Genomic DNA, 26,490 nt, shown 5'->3' with positions numbered 1-26,490 from the left:
CGGGCCGGGGTGCGCGCCCCGCTCACGGGGGACCGGGGGCCGAGGCCGCTGCGCGTCCTGTTCGAGGGACTGTGGTGGTTCGACGGGCCCGATTCGAACCGGCAGGTGCTGCGGGACATCGTGCGCGCCTGGGCGGAGGCCTTCCCGGACGACGAGGCCCACCTGGTGGTGCCGCGGCGGCAGGCGGAGCGCGTGCGCGCCGAGGCCCCGCCGGCGGTGACCGTCCACGGCACGCGGTTCTCGCAGCACGGGCTGGGGTGCCTGCTCGGCGTGGGGTGGCTCGCCCGCAGGCTCCGGACCGACGCCGTGCTGACGCACAACTTCCCGACGCTGGTGGGGCCGCGGCCCACGGTGTTCCTCCACGACCTGATCTTCGAGTCCAACCCGGAGTGGTTCACGCGCGCCGAGCGCGCCTACCTCCGCGTCATCTCGCTCACCATCGGCCGCGCGCGCTCCGTCGTGACCTCCTCGGGCACGGAGGCGGCGCGCATCCGGCGCCTGCATCCCGGGCTCGACGTGACGCCGGTGGGCCTGGCCGCGCCGTCGGACCTGACCGGAGCGGAACCCCGGCCCCCCGCCGGCGGGCCCCTGCCCGGGGTCCAGTTGTCCGGGGGACCCGCGAGCGGCCTGCGGCCCGGGGGCTTCCACCTGGCCGTGGGGCGGCTCAATGCCCGCAAGAACCTGGGCTTCGCGATCCGGGTGGCCGACGCCGCTGGATGGATCACCCCCGACCGGCCGCTGGCCGTGGTGGGCAGCCGCAGCGGCCTGGCCGAAGACGCCTGCCCGGTCGAGGCGGGTGGCCCGGCGGACGGGACCGGCCGGGCGGACGGCCGCGGCCCGGTAAACGGGGCCGGCCCGGCGGACCACCGCCACCCGGCGGACGGGCTCGCCCGGCTGCGGGAGCTGCGCGACCGGGGCGCCGTGGTCTTCCTCGGGCGCGTGGATCCGGGCGAGCTCGCGTGGCTCTACCGCGGCGCGCTGTCCCTGATCTACACGTCCCGCGACGAGGGCTTCGGGATGCCGCCGGTGGAGGCGATGGCCTTCGGTTGCCCCGTCGTCGCCTCCGACATCCCCGTGCTGCGCGAGGTCACCGGCGGCCACGCCGCCGTCGTCCTGCCGCTCGGGGACGAGGCGGCCGCGGCCGCGGCCCTGCGCGCCGCGGGACCCGAGCACCTGCGCGCCGCGGGCACCGCCGGCCGGGAGCACGCGCTGCGGTCCTACGCGTGGGAGGACACGGCGCGGCGGATCCGCGCCGCCATGGTGCGCGGCCTGGGGGACGACGGCGCCGCCCGGCCCGCGCCGTTGGCCGCCGGCGCGCGGGAAGCGGGGACGCCGTGACGGTCCACGTCCTGCTCGTCGCCCACAATAGCCGGGCCGTGATCGCCCGGGCCATCGAACCCCTCGCCGGCGCGGACGGCGTCGAACTGACGGTGGTGGACAACGCGTCCGACGACGGCACCGCCGGATGGCTGCGCACCGCGTTCCCCGCGGTGCGGGTCATCGACAACGCGGCGAACGACGGCTTCGCCGCCGCCGCGAACCTCGCGGCGGCGAGCACCAGCCCCGCCCCGGGCGACTTCTTCCTGCTCCTCAACCCGGACGCGCGGCTCGGGGCCGGGGCGCTGCGCGAACTCGTCGCCCGGCTCGAGGCCGACCCCGGGGCAGCCATCGCCGCACCCCTGCTCGAGACCCCGGGCCTGCGCACCCTGAACGCCGGCCACCCCCCGACGATCCGGCGCATGGCCGCGCACGCCAGCGGCGCGTCGCGGCTGGCCCGGATCCTGCCCGCGCTCGCCGGGCACTACCTGATGGCGGGGCCGGGCACCGCGGCGGCGAACCCTCCGGGCACCGAGCCGGGCGGCACGGCGGACGGCCCGCCCGCGCGCCCGGGGTCGGGGCCACCCGAACCCACGGGGGTCCCGGTCGGTTGGGTGACCGGCGGGTGCCTGCTGGTGCGCTCCGACGTGTGGGCCCGGCTCGGGGGCCTGACCACGCGCTGGTTCATGTACGCCGAGGACGTCGACTTCTGCCTGCGGGCGCGCGACGCGGGGTGGCGCGTGCTGTTCTTCCCGGACATCCGCGCGCACCACGCGGTCGGCGGCAGCTCGCGCGGCGTCGACGGCCGGGCCGCGTCCGCCTGGGTCGTCCACCTCTACGAGCTGTACGTGCTGCGCACCGGCGCCGGGCCGCTGCGCCGCGGCCTCTGGAAGGGCGCGACGGCGGGCGGGTTCCTGGCCCGGGAGCTCGCCTACCGCGCCCGCGGCGCCGCCGGCGTCGGCACCGCCGACCACGCCTACCAGGCCGCCCGGTTCCGCCGTTTCCGGACCGATCTGCTGGCCGCGGTGCCGCCCGGGCGCACGGACTGCTACCGTGGCCCCCAAGGCACGGCGCGGGGGGCGTCGGACCGGAAGCGCAGGGGGGTGTCCGGGGGGACCATGCAGATCCGCATCATTCCCGAGCTGCGTGCCGCGCACGTGGAGCGGAACCCATCACTCACGCCCGCCCGGACCCTGTATTTCGGCCGGATGTACGACCTCGCCGGCGAACCCCCCGCCACCTTCGAACGCGTCCGGCTGGCGCCCGCCGCATGGCTCCTGCTCCGGTCCGACGCCTCGGTCCTGGAGGTTCCCGAGCCGCTGTGGCTGCGGTTCCTTCCGCGCACCGCGGTCCTCGTCGCCGCGTGGCGGCTCGGCGGCGCGCTCGCCGAGGTCCGCGGCGGGGCCCTCGGCGGGACCCGCGGCGGACGTCGCGGCGGCCGGCACGTCGTGACCTACGCGATCGAGAACAACGACCCGCGGCTGCTCCTGCGCACAGGCATCCCCGGCCGCGCGGCGGCCGGCGCGCTCGCGTGGCTGATCGGGTGGTGGACCGCCCGGAACATCGACCGGATCGCCTACGGCAGCGCCGGGGCGCGCGCCGCCTACGCGGCACTGCCCGGGGCGGACCGCGTCCCCGCCCGGACACTGCCGGAGCTGCCCGCACCGCGCGCCGCCGTTGCTCCGCGCGCCGCCGCCGCCCCGAGTGCCTCCGCCGCCCCCCGGAGCGCCCCGTGCGGCGCCGGCGCGGCGCCGCGCGCGGTGTTCGTGGGCGACCTGTCCGCGCGCAAGGGCGTGCCGGAGCTGCTCGCGGCGTGGGAGCGCGTGGAGCCCCTGCTCCTGGGGGCCCGCCTCGACGTGGTCGGCGGCGGCGCCCTGGCCGCGGACGTCGCCGCGTGGGCCGCCGCCGCGCCGCGCAGCCGGCGGTTCCGCGGGCTCCTGCCCCACGACGAGGCGCTGCGCGTCCTGGGGGAGTCCACCGTCCTGGTCGCGCCGTCGCGCCGACACGGCCGTTGGCGCGAGCAGATCGGGCTGCCGATCACCGAGGCACTCGCGCTGGGCCTGACCGTGGTCACCACCGACGAGACCGGCCTGGCCGACTGGCTGCGCGCCGCCGGCCACGGGGTGCTGCCGTCCGACCCGCCGGGCGGTCCCGCGGACCCCGGGGCGCTCGCCGACGCGGTCGTCCGCGCGCTGCGTGAACCGCTCCCGCGCGACCGGGTGCTCGGCAGCCTGCCCGGCGCGGACGCGCGCGCCGCGGCGGACCGGTGGCTCCACGCCGTGGGGGACGCCCCGTGAGCGCGCGCGGGGCGGTGCGCGCCGTCGTGGTGCACCACAACCGCTTCGGGGACATCGCCGCGACGGCCCGGGGGATCGCCGCGCAGGGCATCGCGCCGGAGCACGTGCTCGTGGTCGACAACTCCACCGCCCCGGATGCCGACGGCGTGCTGGCACGCCTGCGCGCCGCGGGCCATCCCGTGCTGACCGTGCCGAACCGCGGCTACGGTGCGGCGGCGAACGCCGGGCTGGACCGCTGGCTGGCCGGGGACCCCACGCCGGAGTTCGTGCTGCTCGCCACGCACGAGACGCGGCTCGAGCCCGGCGCGCTCGCGGCCATGCTCGGCGAGGCCCGGACCCACCCGCGCTGCGCCGTCGTCGGGCCGCTGCTGGCGACGGGCGATGGAGGCGCGACCGTCTGGTCCGCCGGCGGGTACCTGCGGGGGCCGCTCGGGTTGCCGCGGCACCGGGACCACCTCGTGGAGCGTGCCGCGCTCGGCCGGGTGCACTCCCGCGACGTCGAGTGGCTCGACGGCTGCTGCCTGCTGGTGCGCGGCGCCGCGCTGGGCGCAGAGCGCTTCGACGAGGGCTTCTTCCTCTACATGGAGGAGGTCGACCTGCAGCTGAGGCTGCGGTCCGCCGGGTGGACGGTTCGCCTCGCCGGGGACGCCGTGGCGCGGCAGGAGTCCGACGGCGTCCCCGACTACTACGGCGTGCGCAACATCCAGCGCCTGAACCGCCGGGCCGGCCGGCCGGTCGCCGCGGTGGCCGCCGGGCTGTTCCTGGCGGCGCGGCAGGGAGCGCGCGCGCTGCTCCGCGGGCGGGGCGGCGACCTGGGTCCGATCGCGGCGGGCCTCGCCGACGGGCTCCTCGGGCGCGCCGGGCCGGGGCCGCGGGCCGCCGACCGGGCGTCCGGCGTCGTGCTGGTCAATCCGCTGGGCCGGGCGCTGGCCCACTACGCGGAGGCGCTGGAGGAGACGCTGGGCTCGGGGGGAGTCCGGGTGCGCACGCTCTCGGTCCAGGAGCCCTCGGCCTCCGGCACCGGGCGCGCCGTCTGGTTGGCCTCCCACCTGGTGCTCCTTTGGCGGGCGCGGCGCGTGGCGGCCCCCGACGCCCGGATCCTGACGCTCTGGCCGGTCCTGGGCTACTGGGACCTGCTGCTCGCCCGGGCCCTCGCGGGGCCGCGGGCCGCCGTCGTGCTCCACGACCCCGTGCCTTTGGTCCGCGCCGTGGGGTACGGCAGGATCGCCGCCGCGTTCGTCTCCCGCGTCCCGCGCCTGGCGGCCGTGGTGGTGCACAGCCGGGAGGCGGCCGCCGAGGTGGAACGGGCGCTGCCCTCGGCGCGGCCGCAGCTCCTGCCCCACCCGATGCTGGTCCCCGCCGCGGACGCCGCGGAAGCGGCGCGCGACAGGGATCCGGCGGTGGCCGCGGCAACCGGGGGCCCGCGCGGCGCGGCTCCCAAGCTCCCTGCCCGGGTGGCCGGCGGTTCTGGTGCCGTCCCGCCCGCCGCGCCAGCTGGCTCCCCGGCCGGCACGTCGGCCGGGACGTCGACGACCGCCCGCACACGCCGGCCCGTGGTGCGCGTGCTCGGGCAGTACAAGGCCGGGCGCGACACCACGGCCATGGGCCTCCTCGCCGAGTCGCTGGGCGCCGAGGCCGAGCTCCGGGTGACCGGACGGGGCTGGCCCCGCGTGGCCGGGTGGCGCGTGGACGAGCGCTTCGTCGACGAGGCCGAGCTGGACGCACTGATCCGCGGCGCCGACACCGTGGTGATCCCGTACGAGCGGTTCTTCCAGAGCGGGATCGCGGTCCGGTGCCTCGAGCTGGGGACGCCGTTCGTGGGTCCCGGCGGCTCGCACCTGGAGGACCTCCTCGGCGCCGGGTCGCCCCTGCTGGTCGGCGACGGCTGGACCTGGGACGACGCCGTCCGCCACGCCCTGCGCGCCGGACGCGGCGAGATCGTGGCCGCCGGACGCGCGTACCACCTCGACGCCGAGGCGTCGTGGGCCGGTTTCGGGGACCTGTCGTGAGCGCCCCGACCGCCGTGGCCCTCGCGCGGGCCGACGAGGCGACGCCCGTCCGCCCGGCGCACGCCGCCGCACGGCCGGTCCGCCCGGCGCACGCCTCCGCGGCGGCGCGGCCGCGGCCATGGCGGAGGTTCAGGGCACGGGCCAGGGACAGCGACGCGCTGTGGCTGGGCGGCTTCCTCGCGGCGGCCGCGGCCGTCCTGGCGGTGCTGCTCCCGTACCCGGGGCCGACCGCCGCCGTCCTGGCCGTCGGGTTCGTCGCGTGGCGCGGCTGGGTGGCCGGACCCGAGCGTTCCGTGGGTGTCGGAGTGTGCGGGGCGCTCCTCGTGGTGTCGTTCCTGCCCCCGCTGCACACCGCCTTGCCGGGCTGGCTGGGCCCCGCCGCGGGCTCCGCCTGGCTGCTGGCCTTCGCCTTCCGCAGACCGTTCCTGCCCCCGTGGCGCACCGGGGCGTGGACCCTGGTGGCGCTGCTGCTGTTGGGCATGCTCGCGGGGGTCCTGTGGTGGGAGGTCACGGTCTCCCGGCTGGCGCTCGCCGTCTCCGGCTTCCTCGTCCTGCTGACCCTCGGCGCGGGGAAGGCGAACGCCGCGGAGCGGCGTTGGATCCTCGCGACGCTCGGGTTCGTCGGCGTCGTCGCCGCGGTCGCGTGCAGCCTGGAGACGTTCGTCCTGCGCCGGACGCTGTTCCCGCCCGAGGAGGGGGAGGATCCGCGCATCCATCCCCTCCTCGAGGGCACCGTCCGGGGGGAGGCGACGTTCGGCCACCCGCTGGTCGCCGGGTTCGCGATGCTCGTCGCCTTCGGCGTGGTGCTCACGGCGAGGAACCGCTGGTTCGTCAAGGCGCCGCTGCTGGCCCTCCTCGCCGTCGGCATCCTGGCCTGCGGCAGCACGTCCGTCTACGCGGCGGCGGTGGTGGTCGGCGGGCTGTGGCTGGTCACGGCGGTCCACCGCCGGTGGGTCACGGTCTGGATGGGGCTGGCGGTGGGGACGGGCGTGTGGATCTACTTCAACCAGCGCCTGTTCGAACCGGTCAGCGCCGACGTCAGCGGCACCAACGCCGCGCACCGGCTCAACTCGCTCGTGGGGATGCCGCGGCTGGTCGAGCTGCGGCCGCCCGGACAGGCGCTGCTCGGCACCGGCTGGGGCTCCGAGAGGTTCAACTACGGCAACGACTACCTCATCAACGACAACTTCTTCGCGGTCGACAACCAGTTCGCGTCCGTCCTGATGTCGGCCGGCACGGTCGGCCTGCTCCTCTTCGTCGGCGGGCTGGCATGGATCCTGGTGCACGCCGAACGGCGGATGCTGCCGCTGCTGGGTGGGGCGCTGATGATGTTCGCCAGCTTCGACGTGCTGCTGTGGGCCACGACGGGGGCCGCCCTGGTGGTGCTCCTCTCCATCTCCTCGGCCGCCCCGCGTCCGGGAGGCCGCGGGGCACCATGTGCCGAACGGGCCGACGGGCTGGCGCGTGTCGATGCCCAGGCCCGCGCCCGGTCCGCCGCGGCGCTCCGCCGCCGCGCCGCGGCGGACCGGGTGGCAGCGCGCGCAGGACTGCGCCGGCCCGGCGTGTTCCCGCGCCGGCGCCTCCCCGACGGCAGGTTCCCCGTTCGGCCGGCGGAGGACCCATGCTTCGACACGCAGGGGATGCGTCGCCCCGGCGTCTTTCCTCGCGGGATCTTCGCGGCGTGGTACCCCGCCCCGGCCGGGGAGGACCAGTGGGCGGACACCGAGGGCATGCGGGTGGCGGGCGTCTTCCCGCGCCGCCGGTTCCCGGAGCGGGACTTCCCGGTGCCGCACGGCGCCGCGGGTCCCGCGAGGGCCAAGCCCGGGCCGGCCCCGCGGCGCGCGTCCCCGCCCGACGACGCCGTGTTCGCGTACCCGCTGCGTCCGCTGGTCGGGCTACGCGCCGCCCGTGCCAACGCCCGCACGCGGCGCCGTGGCCGCCACGCCGGTCCGAAGGTCCCCGCGGCGCAGCCCGACGTAGTCCCGGATGCGCTGCCCGTGGAATAGCCGGAGCCAGAGCAGGTTGGTGTTGCCGGCCACGATGTTGCCGGCGACCTTCGCGAGCGCGGCCCCGACGGCCCCCAGAGCCGGAACGAGCAGTAGCAGCAGGACCAGGTTGGCCGCGAGCGCCAGCACCAGGGAGAGGCTGCGTAGCCCGGGCCGTCCGCGTGCGTTGAGGCCGGCGCCGGCCACCGACCCGGGGTTGCCCAGCACGACGCCGAGCAGCAGCAGCGCGATCACGGGAACGGCGGGCGCGAACCCGGGCCCGAAGAGGAACGGCACCGCCCACGCCGAGGCCGCCAGGAGCGCCACGGCGCCGAGGAGCGTCACCGCGGTGGACAGGCGGGCGGCGCGCTGGAGGCGGGCGTCGTCGTTCCGGGCGGACTCGGCGGCGAAGACCACGTCCCGGACCGCCGCGTTGAAGACGAGCGCGGCGTCGGCGATGGTCACCGCGACGGCGTAGATGCCCAGCTGCTCCGTGTCCGAGAGCGGCACGATGAGCAGCTGGTCCGCGCGGGACAGCGCGATGCCGACCACGAGGCCGGGCCACAGCGCCGACGCGTAGCGCGCCAGGTCGGCCGGCGCGGCGGGGCCGGGGGGAGCGTTGCGTGCCGGGGAGCGGCCGAGGAGACCCAGGTAGACGAGTCCGCCGGCCAGCGGGCTCGCCGCGAAGACGACCGTCGCGGACAGCGGCGTGAGCTCTCCGGCGGCGGCCAGGGCGGCGATCGCCCCCAGCCGCAGCAGGGCCCCGGATGCCTTTTCCAGGCCCACCAGCCGCCAGCGGTGCCGCCCGGCCGCCACGCCGCGGAGCAGGCCCACGGACAGCGACGGCGCGATGGCGGCGCCCGCGAGCGAGACGAGGAGGGCCAGCCCGGGGTCGCCGGCCGACAGCGCCGGGGCGAGGACGAGGATCGCGGCCGTGCCCGCGAGCCCGGCCGCCAGCAGGATCCAGAAGATCGCGAGCGCCGTGCGCCGGCCGATGCCGGACCGCCGGGCCGTGAAGTGCGTGACGGCCTCGGGCAGACCGAGGGTCAGTGCGCCGGTGGCCAGCATCAGGGGGGCCGTCGCCGCGGCCAGCTCGCCGCGCCCGCCGGGGCCGAGCGCCTGGGCGAGGAGCGGCGCGGCCGCCAGCCCGGCCGCCAGCGCGACGCCGCCGCCGGCGGTGGTCGAGACGATGCCCCGGAGCAGGCGCGACACGCTAGGCCGGATCCGCGGACGGGGTGGAGTCGACGGCCGCGGGGAGCGCGTGCGCCACGGCGGGGAACCCGGACGGCCGCGCGGGGCCCGTGGGTCGAGCCGGGTCCGGACCTGGCGTCCGGCGGGCCGTCCGGTCGTAGGCGTCCTCGAGTGCGGCCGTCCGGACCCCGACGTCGAATTCGGCCAGGACGCGCCGCCGTCCGGCGCTGCCCATGCGGGCGGCGAGCCCGGCGTCGTCGAGCAGGGTGCGCAGGTGCGCGGTGAGTCCGGCGTTGTCCCCCTCGGGGGCCAGCAGCCCGGTCACGCCGTCGGCCACGGCCTCCGGGACCCCGCCCGAGCGGTAGGACACGACCGGCAGCCCGGCCGCGGCCGCCTCCAGGAACACCATGCCGAATCCCTCGCGGGAGCCGTCCGTGGCGCGCAGCGAGGGTGCGCAGAAGATCCGGCCGCGGCGCAGGACGGAGTCCACGCCGGCCGGGGGCCGCCACCCGAGGAAGTCGACGTCGACGCCGATCTCCAGCCCCAGCTCGCGGGCCTCCCGTTCCAGCGCGGGGCGGAGCGGGCCGTCGCCGACGATGGCCAGCGTCGCGGGGCGGCCCTGGCCGCGCAGGTCCGCCAGCGAGCGCAGGAGGTGGTCGACGCCCTTGAACTCGATGAGCCGGCCGGCGAAGACGATGTCCCAGGTGCGGCCCGCGGCCGCGTCTGCGGCCGCGTCGCGGTCGGCCGGGGGCCGGAGCGGGATGCCGATCGGGATCCTCAGGATCTTCCCCGGGGGACAGCCCAGTTCCGCGAGCCGCCCGGCCACGAAGCCGGACACCGCGACGACGGCCTCGGCCTGGGCGAAGAGCCGCCGCAGCCTGCGCCGGTAGCGCGGGCTCGACACCAGCGGCAGGTGGTTGACGTCGTACCCGTGCGCCGTGGCGATGAGTGGGAGTCCGAGCCGGCGCGCGGTGGGGGAGATGAGCAGGGCCTCGGGCAGGAAGTGCGCGTGGATCAGGCGGGCGTCCACGGAGCGGAGCCGCCGCTCCACCGCCGGGCTCCAGCGGGTCCGTCGGAAGAGGCCGCGGCGGATCCTGCCCGCGGACGTGGCCGGGAAGACCACCTCATCGGCGTCCGACGCGACCGGGGACGGCCGGCGCTCCAGCCCGACGGCGACCGGGAGCCAGCGGCTCATCGCGTCCATCTGGTGCCTGATGAAGGTCTCGCTGGGCGGCAGCAGCGTGGACCGCCAGACCGCGACCGTGCCCGCTGCCTCCTCACCGGGCGTCTCCGCGGCGCCGCCCGCCACGCTCACCGCGCGTCGGCCTCCGCGCCCCATCCGCCGCGCGGGGCCGGGATCGCGGCCGGGCCCTGGTCAGGGACGCCGGCCTGGTCCCGTGCCGCGCTCCGCTCCCGCGCCGCGATCCGGTCCCGTGCGGCGCTCCGGTCCCGCGCCGCGCTCCGGTCCCGTGCCGCGCTCCGGGGCGCGCGCCGGCGTCGTGCCGTGGAGGCCAACTCGACGTAGGCCGCGGCGATGTCGCTCCACTGGTAGTGCCGGCGCGAGCGGGCGAGGGCCAGCGAGCCCAGCCGCGACCGGAGGTCGGCCGACCACAGGACGCGCAGGCAGGCTTCGGCCACGGCCTGCGGATCGGGCGCGACGAAGAGCGCCGCGTCGCCGAGGACCTCACGGTTGTAGACGGTGTCGCGCGCGACGATCGGCGCGGCGCAGGCCATGGCCTGGACCAGGGCGGGGTTGGTGCCTCCCACGCTGTGCCCGTGGAAGTAGACGCCCGCCTGGCTCCAGAGCGCGTGCAGCCGCACGTCGTCGGACAGGTGGCCGAGCCACGTCACGGCCGGCTCCTCCGCGGCGAGGCTGCGCAGGCGGTCCTCCACCGGGTCCTGGTATCCGGCGCCCCCGATGAGGATGACCGGGAAGGAGCGCCCGATCACTCGGGCGGCCTCCATGAACGCGTCCACCGAGTTCTCGGGGACCATGCGCGCCACGAACAGCGCGTAGGCGTGCGGCCGGGCCCCGCCGGGCAACGGCTCGGTGGATGTCCCGGCGGCCGCCACCGGCCCCGCCGTCGTCCCGGGGTCCGGGATGTCGCCGCCATACGCGATGAAGGTGCTGTCCCGGCCGAAGTCCACCTGCCAGCGCCGTTGGATCTCGCGGGAGTCGGCGACGAGGTAGTCCGCGAACCGCGCGGTGCAGTGGGCCCCCGCGAGGAACATGAGCTTGGCCAGCCGTCCCCACTTCTCGCGCTCCCACTCGATGCCGTCGACGTTGACGACGGTCGGGATCCGCGCGAGCTTGAGCAGCGGCAGCCAGAAGCCGTTGGCCACGTTCATCACCAGCGCGACGTCGGGACGCCGCAGCAGCGCCGCGTGCAGCGCGGACGTCAGGCCGTAGGTGAGTGTGCTGAGCTGCTTGGTCTCGAGCCCGTGCGTCTCGATGGACCGGATCCGTGGATCCCGTCCCGGATCGTCCGCGCGCAGCGCGCCCGGCCGGCTGTAGACGGTCACGTCCCAGCCAGCATCCGCGAACGCGGGCGCGAGCTTCCGCACGGCCGTTTCGAATCCCCCGTAATAGCTCGGATATCCGCGCGTCCCCAGCACGGAAATCCTTTTCCCCTTGGACATCCTTGTTCCCCCATCGATCTCTGCGCCCGAATGATGCGCAGCCCCTGCCGGTCACTCTAGGCGCTCAGCCGGCATCTGTCCCGCAAAGTTTTGGCCTGTTGCGTCAGACGGCCTGGCCGGCGATGACCTTCTTCGCGGCCGCGAGGTGCGCGGACGTGCACTTTCCCCCGTAGCCGGCCCGCCACGTCCAGCCGTCGGACGACGTCCCGGACAGCTTGGTCCCCATCGCGAGCGCCATGCAGTCGGCCATGAACTCGGTGCCGTTGGACCGGCCGTAGACCGTGTCCATGCGGGAAGCGAGGGTGCCGGGCCGGTAGTCGTAGGCCCGGTACTGCAGGATGTGCGCGCACTCGTGGTACTGGATCGCGACCGCCTGGGGGTGGTTCGGATCCAGCGTCCCGCCGCGGAGGCCGGCCGTGTCCAGCGTGATGGACTCCTTCCACCGGCCCGGCGATCCGCTCATGGACGCGAAGTTGCCCAGACCCCGCCCGGCGGTGATGGGCACGCCCCGGCACCAGCGCGCGACGTTCTTCGCGGCCGACTGCCGCCACGCGAGCTTCCCGACCGCGGTGCCGAGGGCGACCCGCGTGACCTTCGCGGCGCCGATCCAGCCGGACGTGCCGCCGTACTCCACGTGGATCCGCCCGTTGAGCGCGCGGTTGGTGCGGGTGGCGTGCGTGTAGTCGGCGGGCAGGGTGGCGACCCGGGTGGGGGAGTGCGCCGTCGCGTAGAGGTACGCGGCCACGTTCGTCTGGTATTTAGCGACGACCGCGCGGCGCAGGGCGGCCGCGGGCGCCCAGCCGGTCTTGCCGGCCGAGTAGACCTGCACGTGCCCGCCGGAGACGCGGCCCGTGGAGACCGCGCTGCGCCCGGCGGCCAGGGAGACGACGGCGGAGCCCGCGCCGGGCCGCGTCGTCACGGCCACCGCCCGGGTGGCCTGGTACTGGATCTGGTCCAGCTTCCTGGCGTAGCCGGCGGGGAACCACCCGGTCCGGCCGGCGTGGCCGACCTTGATCCAGCCGTTGCCCGAGTCCTGCGCCACCAGGTACGCGCCGGTCCCCACGGTGACCAGCCGGGCGCCCGCCGCGGACGCCGTCGCGCGCAGGCCGAACGGCCGGACGACCCGGTGGAGGGCCGGGGGGCGGGCCGGCGCGGCCGCCGGGAGGGGCAGCGCCGCCGGGAGGTGCAGGGCAGTGGGAGACGAGGCGGCGGGCGCGGCCGTTGTGGGGGCGGCCGTGGCGGGAAGCGGCACGAGGGCTCCGACGAGCAGAGCGGCGGCAGCACTGAGGAGGAGGCGTCGCATGGGGGACCTTTCGGGGGGCGTGGGGCGGCAACGTGGCCCCAAACCGCGGCGCGCAATCCGTGACGGATCCCCCTGCGCACCCCGACGTCCAACGACGTCGTCAGCGTAGCCGACGCGAACCATCCGGGGGCCGGCGACACCTAAACTGGAGGGCATGACATCAGCGGAACCCCTGGTCCTCGGCATCGAATCGTCCTGCGACGAGACGGGCGTGGGCATCGTGCGCGGCACCGAGCTGCTGGCCAACGCGGTCAGCTCGTCCATGGACGAGCACGTGCGCTTCGGCGGGGTCATCCCGGAGATCGCCTCCCGCGCCCACCTGGACGCGCTCATCCCGACCCTGCGGTCCGCGCTGGACACCGCGGGCGTCTCCCTCGACGACGTCGACGCGCTCGCCGTCACCTCCGGTCCTGGCCTCTCGGGGGCGCTCATGGTCGGCGTCGCCGCCGCGAAGGCGCTGGCGCTGGCGACCGGCAAGCCGCTGTACGCGATCAACCACCTCGTGGCGCACGTGGGCGTGGGGGTGCTCGACGGCGGGGCGTTGCCCCGCAGCCTCGGCGCCCTGCTGGTCTCCGGCGGCCACACGGAGATCCTGCGGGTCGACGCGCTGGCCTCGGACGTCACGCTGCTCGGGGCGACCATCGACGACGCCGCCGGCGAGGCCTACGACAAGGTCGCCCGCCTGCTCGGACTGGGCTACCCGGGAGGGCCGGCGATCGACCGGATCGCCCGCGGGGGCAACCCGAAGGCGATCCGCTTCCCGCGGGGGCTGACGCTGCCGAAGTTCATGGGGACCGCGGACAGCCCCGGCCGGCACCGGTACGACTTCTCGTTCTCGGGGCTGAAGACCGCCGTCGCCCGCTGCGTCGAGCAGTACGAGGCCCGCGGCGAGGAGATCCCCGTCGCGGACATCGCCGCGTCCTTCCAGGAGGCCGTCGTCGACGTGGTCACCTCGAAGGCGGTGCTGGCGTGCCGGGAGCAGGGGCTGGAGAACCTGCTGCTGGGCGGGGGAGTGGCGGCGAACTCGCGGCTGCGCGAGCTGCTGGCGGCGCGCTGCGCCTCGGCGGGCATCGCGCTGCGGATCCCCCGGCCCGGGCTCTGCACCGACAACGGGGCCATGGTCGCGGCGCTCGCGGCGCAGGTGGTCATGGCCGGAGGGCGCCCGTCCGGCATCGCGTTCGGCACCGACTCCGGGCAGCCCGTCTCGGCGATCACGCTCTAGCCGCGACGCTCTGGCCGCGACGTCCGCCGCGGGCCGCCGGGAGCGCGGCCGCCCGCTAGGCCAGGCGCATGCGCGCGACGTTGTCCTTCACGACGGAGAGCAGGTCGCCCCCGTTGTCCCGGGCGATGTCGCGCTGCCACTGGTAGCCCGCGCCGCCGCGGATGATCCGCTCGACGTCCGCCAGTTCCGCCACGCAGCCCAGCTTCCTGGCGACCGGCTCGAGCCGCTCCAGCTCCCGCTCCAGGTGCTCGGTGACGAGCATCTCGTCGCCCGCGGCGTTGAGGATGATGATGGCCTCCATGCCGTAGCGGGCCGCCCGCCACTTGTTCTCGACGCGGTACCACGGCGGCATGACCGGGATGGTCCCGCCGTTGTCGAGGGTGGTGGACATGTCGTCCACGAGACACTGCGTCAGGGCGGCGATCGCGCCGATGTCCTGCAGGCTGGAGAGGCCGTCCGCGATGCGCATCTCCACGGTGCCGAACCGCGGCACCGGGCGGACGTCCCAGCGGATCTCGGTGATGTCGTCGATGACGCCGGTGTGCACCATGTCCGCCACGTAACCCTCGAAGCCGGCCCAGGTCTCGAACTGGTAGGGCAGCCCGGCGGTCGGCAGCTGCTGGAACATCAGCGCGCGCTGCGAGGCGTAGCCGGTGTCCTCGCCGCCCCAGAAGGGGCTGGAGGCGGACAGCGCCTGGAAGTGCGGCTGGAAGTTGATCAGGCCGTCGACGATCGGCAGCGCCTTCTCCCGGCGGTCCAGGCCCACGTGCACGTGGACCCCGTAGATGACCATCTGCTGCCCCCACCACTGCGTGCGGTCGATGAGGCGCGCGTAGCGCTCCTTGTCCGTCACGGGCTGCAGCTTCGGCGGCGCGAAGGGGTGGGACCCGGCGCAGTACAGGTCCACGCCCATCGGATCCGTGACCTTGCGCAGCTCCACCAGGTTGCGGTGCAGCTCGGCCTTCGCCTGCGCCACGGTGGTGCACACGTCCGTGACGATCTCCACGGTGTTCAGCAGGAGCTCCTGCTTCACGTGCGGGTGCTCGTCGTCCGCGTCCAGGCCCCCGTGCAGCGCGTGGACCCCGGCGAGCACCTCGTTGGCGACGGAGCGCAGGTCGCCGGTCTCGGAATCCACCAGCGCGACCTCCCACTCCACGCCGAGGGTGGACTGCCGCGAAGGGGCGAAGTCGATCTGCATCCAGTCTCCTGACAGGCGAAAAAGGGGGTAGGCGAGCCCATTCTACCGGCCGGGGTAGCCTTGAAATCGTGGCCCTACGCAAGACGATTCCTACTGTGGCGTTCCTCACCGCCGCCCTCGCGCTGTCCGCCTGCACCCCCGGATCCCCGGCGGGTGGCGGGGACGCGACGCCGGGCGGCGCGCCGGCGTCGTCCGCGCCCGGTCCCACCGCCGCGTCCGAGCCGGAGCGCACCAGCTGGGGCCCGCTGGTCGGCGACGTGCGCGCCGCCCGCGCCGCCGTCGCCGAGATGAGCCTGCCGGAGAAGACCGGACAGGTGTTCGTCGACTACTACACCGGCACTGACCCGGCCGCCGAGCTCGCCACGGCGCGGCGCCTGCACCTGGGCGGGGTGATCGTCATGGGCGACAACGTCCCGCTGGCGCGCGGCGGCGACGCGGACGGCGGGGCCGCCGGAGCGGGCGCGGCGGGCGGGGCGAGCGGCGTCGACACGAAGGCGCTGGCCCGCGTCACCGCGCGCTTCCAGAAGGAGCTCTCGGCCGGCCGCGACTGGCCCGGCATCGTCTCCGTGGACCAGGAGGGCGGCACGGTGGCGCGGCTGAAGTCGCCGCTGACCGAGTGGCCCACCCCGATGGCGTTCGGCGCCGCCGGGGACGCCGAGCTGACCGAACGGGCCCAGCGGGCGATGGACGCCGAGCTGGCCGGGCTGGGGTTCACCGTCAATTTCTCCCCGGACGCGGACGTGACGATCGGGCCCGCGGACCCCGTGATCGGCGCCCGCTCCTTCTCCTCCGACCCGGAGTCCGCCGCCGACCACACGGTGGCCGCCGTGCGGGGCGCGCTGGCCGCGGGCGTGCTGCCGGCCGTCAAGCACTTCCCCGGGCACGGTTCGGTGACCACCGACTCGCACGTCGGGCTGCCGGTGCAGGACGCCGGCGTCGAGGAGCTGCGCGGCCGGGACTGGGTCCCCTTCGAGCGTTCGATCGAGGCGGGGGCGCCGATGGTCATGCTCGGCCACATCGCGGTGGACGCGCTGGAGCCCGGCGTCCCGTCGTCGCTCTCGGCGGCGTCGTACAAGGCACTGCGGGGGCTCGGCTTCGAGGGGGTCGCCGTGACGGACGCCCTGAACATGGGGGCCGTCGAGCAGTCCGCGCCCGGCGGCGGGGCGGCCGTCGAGGCGCTCGCCGCCGGGGCCGACCTGCTGCTGATGCCGACGGGCGTCGCGGAGGCGCACGCGGCCGTCGTCGCCGCCGTCGAGTCCGGCGAGGTGCCCGAATCCCGGCTGGACCAGGCCGCCGCCCGGGTCGTGGCGATGATGATGTGGCAGGGCCGGATGGCCGAAGACGCCGGCGACGCGCTGCCCGGGGACGGAGCGGACACCGCGCTGGCGGCGGCCCGCGCGTCGGTGACCGTGGTGTCCGGCGAGTGCTCCGGCCCCCTGGTCGGGGACGGGATCCGCATCGTCGGCGGCACGGCCGCGGACCGCGACCGGCTCGGCGCCGCGGCCCGCGACGCCGGCCTCGGCGTCGGCTCCGGCACGCTCGTGACCCTCCTGGGCGGCTCGCACACGCCGGGATCGGGCGACGTCGTCGTCGCCCTGGACGCGCCGTGGGGGCTCGCTGCGTCCTCCGCGCAGACGCGGATCGCGCTGTACGGGCGCGCGCCGGAGTCCTTCGAGGCCCTCGTGGACGTGCTGCTCGGGGACGAGCCCGCACCCGGAACGCTCCCGGCGGACGTGGGGGACTTCCCGGCCGGCACGGGCTGCGGGTTCTCCTAGCCCGCGCCAGTCCGCGCCAGCCCGCGCGCACGGGAATTTCCGCGGTGCCTTCCCTCACGGCGGCCACGCCTCCGGACTAGTCTGGAGCCATGCCGATCTTGAATAAGGACATGACCCTCTGCATCTCGCTGTCCGCGCGCCCGAGCAACAACGGCACCCGCTTCCACAACCACCTGTACGACCAGCTCGGACTGAACTGGATCTACAAGGCCTTCGCGCCCACGGACCTGGCCCTGGCCATCGCGGGCGTGCGCGGCCTCGGCATCCGCGGGTGCGCGATCTCCATGCCGTACAAGGAGGAGGTCATCGCGCTGGTCGACGAGATGGCGCCGTCGGCCGCCGCCATCGACTCCGTCAACACCATCGTGAACGACGGCGGGGTGCTCACGGCCCACAACACCGACTACGCGGCCGTCGCGGCCCTCCTGGCGGACAAGGGCGTCGACCCGGCGTCGACCGTCGCCCTGCGCGGCGCCGGCGGCATGGCCAAGGCGACCGCGGCCGCCCTGCGCGACGCGGGATTCACGCGCGTCACCGTCGTCGCCCGCAACGAGGACGCGGGCCGTGCGCTCGCCGGCCTGTACGGATTCGACTGGGCCGCCCACTACGACGACGCCGCGGACCTCCTGATCAACGTCACCCCGATCGGCATGGCGGGAGGGGACGAGGAGACGCAGCTGTCCTTCACCGAGGAGCAGATCGAGGCGGCGGACACGGTGTTCGACGTCGTCGCCGTCCCCGCCGAGACCCCGCTGATCCAGACGGCGCGCCTCCTGGGCAAGAAGGTCATCACGGGCGCCGAGGTCATGACGCTGCAGGCACTCGAGCAGTTTGTCCTCTACACAGGCATCACGCCCACCGCGGAGCAGGTCGCCGCGGCCGAGGAGTTCATGCGCGCCGGGTAGGCCGGCGGCGGAGGAGAGGAAACGCCGTGAGGTTGACGCTGACCCAGTTCGTGACGCTGGACGGGGTGTCCCAGGGGCCGGGCGCCCCGGACGAGGACACCAGCGGCGGCTTCACGCGCGGCGGCTGGTTTGTGCCGTTCCTGGACGAGCGGTTCATCCAGCTCGCCGCCGGGTGGCTCGCGGAGGCCGACGGGCTGCTCTTCGGGCGCCGCACGTACCAGAACTTCGCCCGGGACTGGCCGCAGATGGACGATCCGGACGATCCGTTCGCCGCGAGGATGAACGGCCTCCCCAAATACGTGGCCTCGCACGGACTGGAGACGGCCGGCTGGGAGCCGTCCACGCTCCTGGACGGGGACGTCGCGGCCCAGGTGTCCGCCCTGAAGGAGCGGCACGGGCGGGAACTGCAGATCCACGGCAGCGCCACGCTGGCCCAGTCGCTGCTCGCCGCCGGGCTGATCGACCTGGTGCGGCTGGTCGTCGCCCCGGTGGTTGTGGGCACGGGGCGGCGCCTGTTCCCGGAGGGCGGTGCCACGGCCGGGTTCCGGCTCATCGGCACGGAGTCGACGCCCGGCGGCCTCGCCGTGAGCACCTACGAGGCGGCCGGACAGCCCGCGTTCGGGACCTACGCGGGGCCCTCCGACCGGACGGAGAGCGGCGGCGGGTGACCCGCGAGGGCGCGGGCCGCGCCGCCGGGTGTTGGGGACTACTTCTTCCAGGCGGGCCCGGGGGACTTCGAGAGGCCCGCCACCACCAGCAGGGCCACGACGACCTTCGCCACCCCGACAGCCCGGGTCAGGCCCGGTCGCTCCCTGAACCAGCCCACGGCCGGAGCCCAGGGCCCGAATTCCCACCGTGCGCAATGCTCCACCGGGAACAGTGCGGTCATCACACCATCCCCGATCTTGAGCATGGCCAGCGACTCCACGATCCGGACATCCACGACGCACCTCTCTCGCTCAGCACCCATCCCCTTTAACTGCTCCCAGTATCCTCCGGGGTGTCGCCGGCGACCAGAGACGGGGCCACCTCGATGGCCACCCGGGCGTCGCCGATCCGGGTGAGGACCAGGGTGGCCTTCTTCCTCGCCGATTTGCCGGACCCCGCGAGGAGAACCTTCCTCAGCTCCTCCGGCGTGACGTCCAGGCCGCGCTTCTTGATGTCCAGGACCCCGATCTTCTCGGCCTTCGCCCACGCCCGCAGCGCCTTGACGTTGTAGGGCCGGACGTTCAACACGCGGTAGGCGCGGGCGAACGGCGTCGCCACCAGTTCGGGGGCGCAGAAGTACGCGATGTGCGGGTCGATCAGGTGCCCGCCCACGAGATCCAGCGCCTCCGCGACCAGGCCCGCGCGGATGACCGCGCCGTCGGGCTCGTACAGGAAGCCGGACGCGTCGCCGACGGGCACGTCGCCGCGGATGGAGGCCCCGGCGTCGTAGTCGTCGGGGCTGGTCAGCTCGGCGCTCCCGTGGGCGCCGATGACCAGGGCCGCGCGGCGGACCCCGGGGCGCGCCAGCGGCCCGAACCAGAGGGCGGCCTCGGTGACGTCGCCGCCGACGGAGACCCACTGGGCCTCGCAGCCCGCCGGCAGCGCCTCGTGCGGGATCCCCGGCCCCAGCTTCACGCCCACGGCCTTGCCGGCGTCGGCCAGCGACTCCACGAAGGACAGGGGCGGGCTGAACGCCTCGGGGTCGAACAACCTGCTGGTGCCCGAGCTCGACGTCGTGCGGCGCGCGGGATCCAGCCAAACGGCGTCGAACCCGGACAGGTCGAACGAGGTCGCGTCGGCGTTCACGACACGGGCGTTGCGCCAGGGCATCAGGTTCACCGTCGCGGCGGCCGCGGTGGTCTCGTCCAGCTCCACGGCGGTGACGTCCAGCTCCAGCGCGGCCATCGCCATGGCGTCCGACCCGAGCCCGCAGCCCAGGTCGGCGATCCCGCGGAACCCGGCGTCGACGAAGCGGCGGGCGTGCAGCGCCGCGACGTTCAGCCGGGTGGCCTGCTCCAGCCCGGCGCGGGTGAGCAGCATGTGCGCGGCGAACGGCCCGAGCTTCTCCGCGGCCCGGGCCCGCAGCCGGGCCTGGTGCACGACGGCGGTGACGAGTTCGGGGGAGTGGCCCTCCCGGCGCAGCCGCAGGTTCAGCTCCAGCGCCGCGGCGTCGGTGGCGGCGCCGCCCTCCGGGACGGAATTGAGCAGGGCGAAGCCCTCGGGCGAGAGCACGGGGGCGAGGTTTTCGGCGGCGGGGGAGGGCATGGACCAACCCTAGCGGGGCCCGCCCGGGCGCATGGGGAGTTCTCCCCATCGCGTGGGGTCCGGCCGGCACGGTAGATTTCTCTTCGGGCGCGCTACCTCCCTCGTCAAGCGGGAAAAGCGCGGCCCGCAGGCATCGCCGGCCCCGCGGGATCACGCGGACGGCCGGCACGGGACGGACAACTCAGGGGGGCATCGTGGGCATCGGCAACTACCAGGTCCAGCCGGCGGCCGTGCGCGGCGTGCTGGCGAACGTCCGCGCGGAGCGGGAGGACCTGGCGACCCTGCGGACCACCCTGCGCAACGACGTCGAGGACCTGATGGCCGCCGCCAAGATGCGGGCCGTCGTGACGGCCCTGTCCTCCGTGTGGAACGACGTCCTGGCCGTTCAGGCCGAGGCCGCGGAGACCCGGGTCGACAACGCCGTGAACGGGATGGAGGCCGCGCTGCGGGCCTACGAGGCCGGCGACGCGGCGATGATGGACGCGGCCCGCACGACCATGGGCCGCAGCCCCGCCCTGGCCGTCGACGATGCCATCACGGTGGGGCCGTAGCGGTGGCGTTCGACACGACCGGGCTCTCCGGATGGCCGGATCCCGACACCATCGAAACGGCGGCCGCCGCGGTCGCGGAGAGCGGCCGGAAGCTCAGCGGCGGCGTCGAGGAGTGCGAGGCCCAGTGGCGGCGGCTGTACCCGTCGTTCTCCATCGGCGACGGCGGCGCGCAGAACAAGCTCGAGACGCTTTTCGACACGGTCAAGGCGCACGGCTCGGCGGTCGAGGGCGCCGCGTCGCTGGTCGAATCCGCGCTCGACAGCTTCGCCGCGGACGTCCGGGCGGCGCAGGCCCTGCGCGATGCGGCGTTCCTGCGCATCGCCGAGCACACCCGACTGGCCGACGCCGGGGAGCCGGCCGAGGCGGGCACCTACAGCACCGCGGCCGTGCAGGAGTTCGTCAACGGCGTCTCCGCGCACCTGGTGCAGGCGGCGGAGGAGTGCGCGGGCAAGCTCGAGGGGATCGACGCGGACGCCATCGCCGACATCGGCTGGCTGCCCGAGCTCAGCCCCTCCGACGGGACCACCGCCCTGGCGTGGGCCGAGTTCACGTCCCTGGACTACACCTACACCGTGCGGACGAACGTCGAGATCCCCGTCTGGGACTACTCCGTCACCGCGCCGAGCGCCGACTGGGTCGTGGACCCGGACGGCAACGTCACGCGCGCCCCCTTCGTCTCGAGCCGCGAGCAGGTCGGCTCCCGCTTCGAGATCCAGGACGTGGCGCACCACGGGACGCGGCGGGATTGGGTCGGCCTCAAGACCCCGGTGAACCCCTGGGCCTACGAACACATCGATCGGTACCGGAACCACGTCATCCGCAACCCCGGCTCCTACAACATGGACGTTCCGCGCTTCTGGGACCTGCGGGGTCGCCTGGACGACTTCGAGAACGGCATGGCCAACGGGTCCTCCGCCGGCCGGGTGCTGCGCGTCGCGGGACCGGTCGCCTCCCTGGCGACGCTCGGGCTCACCTACAAGTCCGAGTACGACGACGCGCTGGAGGAGCTCGCGACCGAGAACCCCGGGTGGTCGCAGGATCAGCTCGAGGACCGGGCGCGCGAGGAGTCGGCCGTCAAGGGGACCACCCAGGCGGCCATGGACGTCGGCGCCGGAGCCGCCGGCGCGATGGTCGGCACGATGATCGGCGGGCCCGTCGGCACCGTGGTCGGGTTCGGCGTGGGCATCCTGGCCAGCTGGGTCATCAAGGAGTCCGGGCTGGGCGACGCGGTGAAGGACGGCGCCCAGGACCTCTGGGACGGCGCCTCGGACGCGGCGGGCGATGCGGGCGACGCGATCTCCGACGCATGGAACTCGGTCTTCGGCTAATCTGGCCGTTCCCCCCACACCCAAGGAGCCTCAACCCATGTCCGACCAGTGGACCCTCGTCGCGGCCGGCCTGTTCGGGCTGTTCCTTTTCGTCGGCGGGGTGCTCGCCTACCGCGGAACCTACCGCGCCTGGCTGGTGCTCAAGGGGGCGTTCCTGCCGGGCTGGATCGGGCTGTCGGGGCTGTACCTAGGCCTGGCGCTGATGATGGTCCCGTTCATCGGGCCCGTCCTCGACTCCGCGCCGCCGCTCCTGGTGCTGGTCTTCGCCGCTGTCTTCTTCCTGTCGATGGTCGTGGGCCTCCTGGCCGTCTTCTGGCTCCCGGGCTTCCTGCTGCCGGGGTGGGTCAAGGACTCCCGCGCACGCCAGCGACGCGGCGAGGACCGCTACTCCCGCGACATGCGTCCGGGGGGCGCCCTGCACGGCCGGCTGTCCGACGATCCGCGGACCCCGGTCCCGCCCCCCGCCGGGGGCGGCGGCCGTCCGGAGGGAGAGAACCGTGCCTGAGAACTCCGGTCCGGACGTCGACCCGGCCGACTGGCCGCGCGAGCGGCACGGGACGGTGGAGATCGCCCGCCACCCGCGGTGGACCCGGCTCGCCGGCGACGAGGACACCATGGTCCTGGCCTACCCCGCGGTCTCCCCGGGAACGTTCCGCCCCAACGTCGTCGTCCGCCGCAAGACGACGTCGGGGTCCCTCGCCGCGCTTGCGGCGCAGGGCATCGCGGGCGTCCTCGGTGGGATCGACGGCGCGCACTGTCTCTCCAACGACCGCGGCGAGGTCGCCGGGCGGCCGGCCCGCGGCCAGCTGTTCGTGTACCACGCGGCGGAGCACTCCGTCCTCGTGGACCGCTGGCTGTTCTTCGCCGGGACCGACGCCGTGGAGGTCAGCGCGCAGTACACGGTCGAGCAGCAGGAGGACATGGCCGGTCTGCTGCCGACGATGCTCGCCCAGTGCTCGGTCGAGGACGCCGAGCCCGCCGGCGGGTCCGCGATGCCGGAGCCGCTGGCCGAGCCGCGGCTTGACGCGTTCGTCTCCCGGGCGCCGGAGCGGAACGCGGAGTCGGTCGCGAAGGTCTCCGTCCTCCAGCCCTACCGCGCCGCGGGCCCCGTCCTGTCCGACGCCGCGCTCCAGCTGGTCATGGACCAGGCCGGGCGCCCGCGGCTGGGCCGGCTGCAGCTGCTGGCCCAACCCGGCCTCGCCGCCGAGCTCGTCGCCGCCGGCCTGATGGAGCCGGACGGCGCGTTCACCGAGGCGTTCGGGCTCCTCACCCTGCCCTTCCGCCAGCGCCGCCTGCATATCCGCGTCGAAGGTGCGTACGGGACGCGCGCGACCCAGCTGGACCTCTGGGTTGGCGGCGGGGGCGCCATGGTCGCGGCCCGCCCCTCACACGCCCAGCTGGTGGTGGGCCGCGAGGAGGGCGCCGTCCCGCCGGGAGCGGCCCGCGTGGAGGCCGTCCGCGAGGCCTCGATCCCCGGCACGATTGCCGCCTGGGCGGGTCTCGGGCCGGCCTGGACCGCACTCGGGAACATCGACCGGGTGCCGCTGCCGCTGTTCCGGGAGCGGCTGGCCGCCGGCGCCGAGCTCCCCGACGGCGCCGACGCTGCGACCGCGCGGATGTGGGAGCAGCCGTGGTTCGCGTGGCGCTTCACCCTGCCGGAGCACGGCATGCAACGGGCCTGGCTGAACGCCGGGGACGCGGGGCACTACGCTACGGGAACCACCGACGACGGCGCCATGATGATGCAGCCGACGCCGTCGGCGCACGTCTGGCGGACGATGTCGCAGGAGACCGGCGCCGCCCTGCAGCTGCGGTGACCGGCATCCCACGCGCCCCCCGCCGCGGAGTACGGTGGATCCGTGGGGACTAACGAGGGGACCGGCGCCGACGAACCCGCCGACGACACGGGCATCCGCGACGCCGGAGACGGGCGCACCGGGGACGGGCAGACCGAGGACGACGCCGGTGTGCTGGGCCGCTTCCCGGAGGCTGTCGACGCCTTGCGGGACATGGACGGGGCGCCCCCGGAGCGCCCGGGGGCCGCGGGCACCGCGTTCCGCGTGCTCCTCGGCGCGGGCATGGTGGTGGGCTCGTTCGCCGCGCTGGCGCTGGTCTCCGCCGTCGTGCTGCAGGGCCTGCTGGCCGGGAGCTACATCCGCTCCGGCGGCGACTACTTCGGCGCGGGGCCCGAGGGCCGGATGGCCCGCGAGCTGCTGGGCCTGCCGATCGACGGCTTCGTCGCGGCGCTTTTGGTCTCGCTGGCGGCGATCTGCGTGGGGGCCTACGGGGTGCTGAGGACGCGCCGCAGGGCGTAGCTCTTGGCACTCGCCTTGACCGAGTGCCAGCCACCTCATAGAGTCGTTCTTAGCACTCGGGCCCTCCGGGTGCTAAAGCCTGAGGTACTTGCCAGCTGGCACCGCGACGACGGCTGGTACACCCCAACGGCCCCTTAACCATTGGTACTCACGCAAAGGAGAGATCCGCATGTCGGTCTCCATCAAGCCTCTCGAGGATCGCATTGTTGTTCAGCCCCTCGAGGCAGAGCAGACCACGGCTTCCGGCCTGGTCATCCCCGATACCGCCAAGGAAAAGCCCCAAGAGGGCAAGGTCGTGGCAGTCGGCCCCGGCCGCGTCGATGACAATGGCAACCGCGTGCCGGTCGACGTCGCCGAGGGCGACATCGTCCTCTACTCCAAGTACGGCGGCACCGAGGTCAAGGTCGGCGGCCAGGAGTACCTGGTGCTCTCGGCCCGCGACGTCCTGGCCATCGTCGTCAAGTAGTTTTCCCGCATGAAGCCCCGGCCCCTGGCCGGGGCTTCACGCAGTTACCAAGGAGTAGCAACATGGCAAAGCAACTCATTTTCAACGACGACGCGCGCAAGGCCCTCGAGGCCGGGATCGACAAGCTCGCCAACACCGTCAAGGTGACCCTCGGCCCCCGCGGCCGCAACGTGGTCCTCGACAAGAAGTGGGGAGCGCCCACCATCACCAACGATGGCGTGACGATCGCCCGCGAGATCGAACTGGACGACCCGTACGAGAACCTCGGCGCCCAGCTGGCCAAGGAGGTCGCCACCAAGACCAACGACGTCGCCGGCGACGGAACCACCACCGCGACCGTGCTGGCCCAGGCCCTCGTCAAGGAGGGCCTGCGCAACGTTGCCGCCGGCGCCGCCCCGGGCGAGATCAAGCGCGGCATCGAGGCGGCCGTCGAGGCCGTCGCCGAGCGCCTCGCCCAGATCGCCCGCCCCGTCGAGGGCCAGGACGTCGCCAACGTCGCCGCCATCTCGGCGCAGAACGACGAGATCGGCGACCTGCTCGCCGAGGCGTTCGGCAAGGTCGGCGCCGAGGGCGTCATCACCATCGAGGAATCCAACACGACGCAGACCGAGCTGGTCCTCACCGAGGGCATGCAGTTCGACAAGGGCTTCCTGTCCCCGCACTTCGTCACCGACCCGGAGCGCCAGGAGGCCGTCCTCGAGGACGCGCTGATCCTCATCAATTCCGGCAAGATCTCCACCGTGGCCGAGTTCCTGCCGCTGCTGGAGAAGGCGCTGCAGGCCGGCAAGCCGCTGTTCGTCATCGCCGAGGACGTGGACGGAGAGGCGCTGTCCACGCTCGTCGTCAACAAGCTGCGCGGCACGCTGAGCGTCGTGGCCGTCAAGGCACCGGGCTTCGGCGACCGCCGCAAGGCCATGATGCAGGACATCGCGACCCTCACCGGCGCGCAGGTCGTGGCCCCCGACCTCGGCCTGAAGCTGGACCAGGTCGGCATGGAGGTCCTGGGTTCGGCCCGCCGGATCACCATCACGAAGGACATGACCACGATCGTCGACGGCGGCGGCACGGCCGAGGACGTCTCCGACCGCGTGTCGCAGCTCAAGGCAGAGCTCGGCCGCACGGATTCCGACTGGGACCGCGAGAAGCTGCAGGAGCGCCTGGCCAAGCTGGCCGGCGGCATCGGCGTCATCAAGGTCGGCGCGGCCACCGAGGTCGAGCTCAAGGAGCGCAAGCACCGCATCGAGGACGCCGTCTCCGCGACGCGCGCCGCGATGGAGGAGGGCATCGTCGCCGGCGGCGGCGCCGCCCTCGTCGACGCGCTCTCCGTGCTGGACACCGACCCGGCCGTCCTGGCGCTCGAGGGCGACGCGGCCGCGGCCGTCGGCATCGTCCGCCGCGCGCTGGTCCAGCCGCTGCGCTGGATCGCCCAGAACGCCGGCCACGACGGCTACGTGGTGGCCTCCAAGGTCGCCGAGTCGCCGGTCAACCACGGCTTCAACGCCAAGACCGGCGTCTACGAGGACCTGCTCGCCGCAGGCATCATCGACCCGGTCAAGGTCACCCGCTCCGCGCTGCGGAACGCGGCGTCGATCGCGGCCCTGGTCCTGACCACGGAGACGCTGGTCGCCGAGAAGCAGGACGAGGAAGACGAGCACGCGGGCCACAGCCACTAGGCCTCAGCCCGACGCCGGACTCCGGCGGCCGCCCCGGCGGCCAGCGACGGCGCCGGATCCCC

Annotated in this window: 22 protein-coding genes; 15 read left to right on the top strand and 7 right to left on the bottom strand. The window is 74.9% G+C overall.

Features of this window, described 5'->3' with window-relative positions:
- Positions 1-9 precede the first annotated feature (9 nt).
- Genes ACETWP_RS04810 through ACETWP_RS04795 form a run of 4 tightly spaced genes read left to right on the top strand, consistent with a single transcriptional unit; the run spans position 10 to position 7,629 of the window.
- Complete coding sequence (locus tag ACETWP_RS04810) at positions 10-1,338, top strand: glycosyltransferase family 4 protein (RefSeq protein WP_373971080.1); 1,329 nt, start codon at positions 10-12, stop codon at positions 1,336-1,338.
- Positions 1,335-3,614, top strand: a complete 2,280-nt coding sequence (locus ACETWP_RS04805) for a glycosyltransferase (protein ID WP_373971079.1) — start codon at positions 1,335-1,337, stop codon at positions 3,612-3,614. Before ACETWP_RS04810 ends, ACETWP_RS04805 begins: the two co-directional genes overlap by 4 nt.
- Positions 3,611-5,623 carry a hypothetical protein gene (locus ACETWP_RS04800; protein ID WP_373971078.1) on the top strand — a complete coding sequence of 671 codons (2,013 nt, stop codon included), beginning with the start codon at positions 3,611-3,613 and terminating at the stop codon, positions 5,621-5,623. The genes ACETWP_RS04805 and ACETWP_RS04800 overlap by 4 nt, the downstream gene beginning before the upstream one ends.
- Positions 5,620-7,629: an O-antigen ligase family protein gene (locus ACETWP_RS04795; RefSeq protein ID WP_373971077.1), complete on the top strand. Its 2,010-nt coding sequence runs from the start codon at positions 5,620-5,622 to the stop codon at positions 7,627-7,629. The genes ACETWP_RS04800 and ACETWP_RS04795 overlap by 4 nt, the downstream gene beginning before the upstream one ends.
- Here the strand turns inward: ACETWP_RS04795 and ACETWP_RS04790 are convergent.
- The 4 genes from ACETWP_RS04790 to ACETWP_RS04775 form a co-directional block, all read right to left on the bottom strand.
- Complete coding sequence (locus tag ACETWP_RS04790) at positions 7,519-8,820, bottom strand: lipopolysaccharide biosynthesis protein (protein WP_373971076.1); 1,302 nt, start codon at positions 8,818-8,820, stop codon at positions 7,519-7,521. The two genes, ACETWP_RS04795 and ACETWP_RS04790, sit on opposite strands and share 111 nt — an antisense overlap.
- Before the next feature lies 1 nt (position 8,821).
- Positions 8,822-10,114 carry a glycosyltransferase gene (locus tag ACETWP_RS04785; protein WP_373971075.1) on the bottom strand — a complete coding sequence of 431 codons (1,293 nt, stop codon included), beginning with the start codon at positions 10,112-10,114 and terminating at the stop codon, positions 8,822-8,824.
- Positions 10,111-11,415 carry a glycosyltransferase gene (locus tag ACETWP_RS04780; RefSeq protein WP_373971074.1) on the bottom strand — a complete coding sequence of 435 codons (1,305 nt, stop codon included), beginning with the start codon at positions 11,413-11,415 and terminating at the stop codon, positions 10,111-10,113. Before ACETWP_RS04780 ends, ACETWP_RS04785 begins: the two co-directional genes overlap by 4 nt.
- Positions 11,416-11,542: 127 nt before the next feature.
- Positions 11,543-12,742 (bottom strand): SH3 domain-containing protein, encoded by a 1,200-nt coding sequence (locus ACETWP_RS04775; RefSeq protein WP_373971073.1) that lies wholly within the window; start codon positions 12,740-12,742, stop codon positions 11,543-11,545.
- 154 nt (positions 12,743-12,896) lie between these two features.
- On the opposite strand from ACETWP_RS04775, the gene tsaD reads away from it, so the two are divergent.
- Entirely contained in the window at positions 12,897-13,964 is a 1,068-nt protein-coding gene (gene tsaD, locus ACETWP_RS04770) for a tRNA (adenosine(37)-N6)-threonylcarbamoyltransferase complex transferase subunit TsaD (protein ID WP_373971072.1), read from the top strand.
- 55 nt (positions 13,965-14,019) lie between these two features.
- Here tsaD and ACETWP_RS04765 read toward each other — a convergent pair whose 3' ends face one another.
- Positions 14,020-15,162: a glutamate--cysteine ligase gene (locus ACETWP_RS04765; protein WP_373971071.1), complete on the bottom strand. Its 1,143-nt coding sequence runs from the start codon at positions 15,160-15,162 to the stop codon at positions 14,020-14,022.
- A gap of 95 nt (positions 15,163-15,257) precedes the next feature.
- On the opposite strand from ACETWP_RS04765, the gene ACETWP_RS04760 reads away from it, so the two are divergent.
- The 3 genes from ACETWP_RS04760 (at position 15,258) to ACETWP_RS04750 (ending at position 18,510) form a co-directional block, all read left to right on the top strand.
- Positions 15,258-16,937: a glycoside hydrolase family 3 N-terminal domain-containing protein gene (locus ACETWP_RS04760; RefSeq protein WP_373971070.1), complete on the top strand. Its 1,680-nt coding sequence runs from the start codon at positions 15,258-15,260 to the stop codon at positions 16,935-16,937.
- 89 nt (positions 16,938-17,026) lie between these two features.
- The gene (locus ACETWP_RS04755) at positions 17,027-17,842 is read left to right on the top strand and encodes a shikimate 5-dehydrogenase (RefSeq protein WP_373971069.1); all 816 of its coding nucleotides are present in this window, start codon (positions 17,027-17,029) and stop codon (positions 17,840-17,842) included.
- A 26-nt stretch (positions 17,843-17,868) separates the two neighbouring features.
- Entirely contained in the window at positions 17,869-18,510 is a 642-nt protein-coding gene (locus ACETWP_RS04750; RefSeq protein WP_373971068.1) for a dihydrofolate reductase family protein, read from the top strand.
- A gap of 38 nt (positions 18,511-18,548) precedes the next feature.
- Here ACETWP_RS04750 and ACETWP_RS04745 read toward each other — a convergent pair whose 3' ends face one another.
- On the bottom strand, positions 18,549-18,785 hold the full coding sequence (locus tag ACETWP_RS04745) for a hypothetical protein (protein WP_373971067.1): 237 nt from the start codon (positions 18,783-18,785) through the stop codon (positions 18,549-18,551).
- A 32-nt stretch (positions 18,786-18,817) separates the two neighbouring features.
- Entirely contained in the window at positions 18,818-20,095 is a 1,278-nt protein-coding gene (locus ACETWP_RS04740; RefSeq protein WP_373971066.1) for a class I SAM-dependent methyltransferase, read from the bottom strand.
- 194 nt (positions 20,096-20,289) lie between these two features.
- Here ACETWP_RS04740 and ACETWP_RS04735 point away from each other — a divergent pair, with 194 nt between their 5' ends.
- From ACETWP_RS04735 to groL, 7 genes are all read left to right on the top strand, one after another.
- Positions 20,290-20,646: a DUF6507 family protein gene (locus ACETWP_RS04735; RefSeq protein WP_373971065.1), complete on the top strand. Its 357-nt coding sequence runs from the start codon at positions 20,290-20,292 to the stop codon at positions 20,644-20,646.
- Between the two features lie 2 nt (positions 20,647-20,648).
- Positions 20,649-21,974 (top strand): hypothetical protein, encoded by a 1,326-nt coding sequence (locus ACETWP_RS04730; protein ID WP_373971064.1) that lies wholly within the window; start codon positions 20,649-20,651, stop codon positions 21,972-21,974.
- Positions 21,975-22,011: 37 nt separating this feature from the next.
- The gene (locus ACETWP_RS04725) at positions 22,012-22,479 is read left to right on the top strand and encodes a hypothetical protein (RefSeq protein WP_373971063.1); all 468 of its coding nucleotides are present in this window, start codon (positions 22,012-22,014) and stop codon (positions 22,477-22,479) included.
- Positions 22,472-23,791, top strand: coding sequence for a hypothetical protein (locus ACETWP_RS04720; RefSeq protein ID WP_373971062.1), 1,320 nt, complete (start codon positions 22,472-22,474; stop codon positions 23,789-23,791). The genes ACETWP_RS04725 and ACETWP_RS04720 overlap by 8 nt, the downstream gene beginning before the upstream one ends.
- 42 nt (positions 23,792-23,833) lie before the next feature.
- Positions 23,834-24,289 (top strand): hypothetical protein, encoded by a 456-nt coding sequence (locus tag ACETWP_RS04715; protein WP_373971061.1) that lies wholly within the window; start codon positions 23,834-23,836, stop codon positions 24,287-24,289.
- A 169-nt stretch (positions 24,290-24,458) separates the two neighbouring features.
- On the top strand, positions 24,459-24,755 hold the full coding sequence (groES, locus tag ACETWP_RS04710) for a co-chaperone GroES (RefSeq protein WP_373971060.1): 297 nt from the start codon (positions 24,459-24,461) through the stop codon (positions 24,753-24,755).
- Between the two features lie 62 nt (positions 24,756-24,817).
- Positions 24,818-26,428, top strand: a complete 1,611-nt coding sequence (gene groL / locus ACETWP_RS04705) for a chaperonin GroEL (RefSeq protein ID WP_373971059.1) — start codon at positions 24,818-24,820, stop codon at positions 26,426-26,428.
- Positions 26,429-26,490: the final 62 nt, after the last annotated feature.

This window comes from Arthrobacter halodurans, assembly GCF_041877255.1.
Taxonomy (GTDB): domain Bacteria; phylum Actinomycetota; class Actinomycetes; order Actinomycetales; family Micrococcaceae; genus Arthrobacter_N; species Arthrobacter_N halodurans.
This window is presented reverse-complemented; position numbering and strand designations above follow the sequence as displayed.

Coding starts and splice junctions, on each gene's coding strand:
- ACETWP_RS04775 (WP_373971073.1), bottom strand. CDS start 12,742: ATGCGACGCCTCCTCCTCAGTGCTGCCGCCGCTCTGCTCGTCGGAGCC.
- tsaD (WP_373971072.1), top strand. CDS start 12,897: ATGACATCAGCGGAACCCCTGGTCCTCGGCATCGAATCGTCCTGCGAC.
- ACETWP_RS04765 (WP_373971071.1), bottom strand. CDS start 15,162: ATGCAGATCGACTTCGCCCCTTCGCGGCAGTCCACCCTCGGCGTGGAG.
- ACETWP_RS04755 (WP_373971069.1), top strand. CDS start 17,027: ATGCCGATCTTGAATAAGGACATGACCCTCTGCATCTCGCTGTCCGCG.
- ACETWP_RS04740 (WP_373971066.1), bottom strand. CDS start 20,095: ATGCCCTCCCCCGCCGCCGAAAACCTCGCCCCCGTGCTCTCGCCCGAG.
- ACETWP_RS04725 (WP_373971063.1), top strand. CDS start 22,012: ATGTCCGACCAGTGGACCCTCGTCGCGGCCGGCCTGTTCGGGCTGTTC.
- groES (WP_373971060.1), top strand. CDS start 24,459: ATGTCGGTCTCCATCAAGCCTCTCGAGGATCGCATTGTTGTTCAGCCC.
- groL (WP_373971059.1), top strand. CDS start 24,818: ATGGCAAAGCAACTCATTTTCAACGACGACGCGCGCAAGGCCCTCGAG.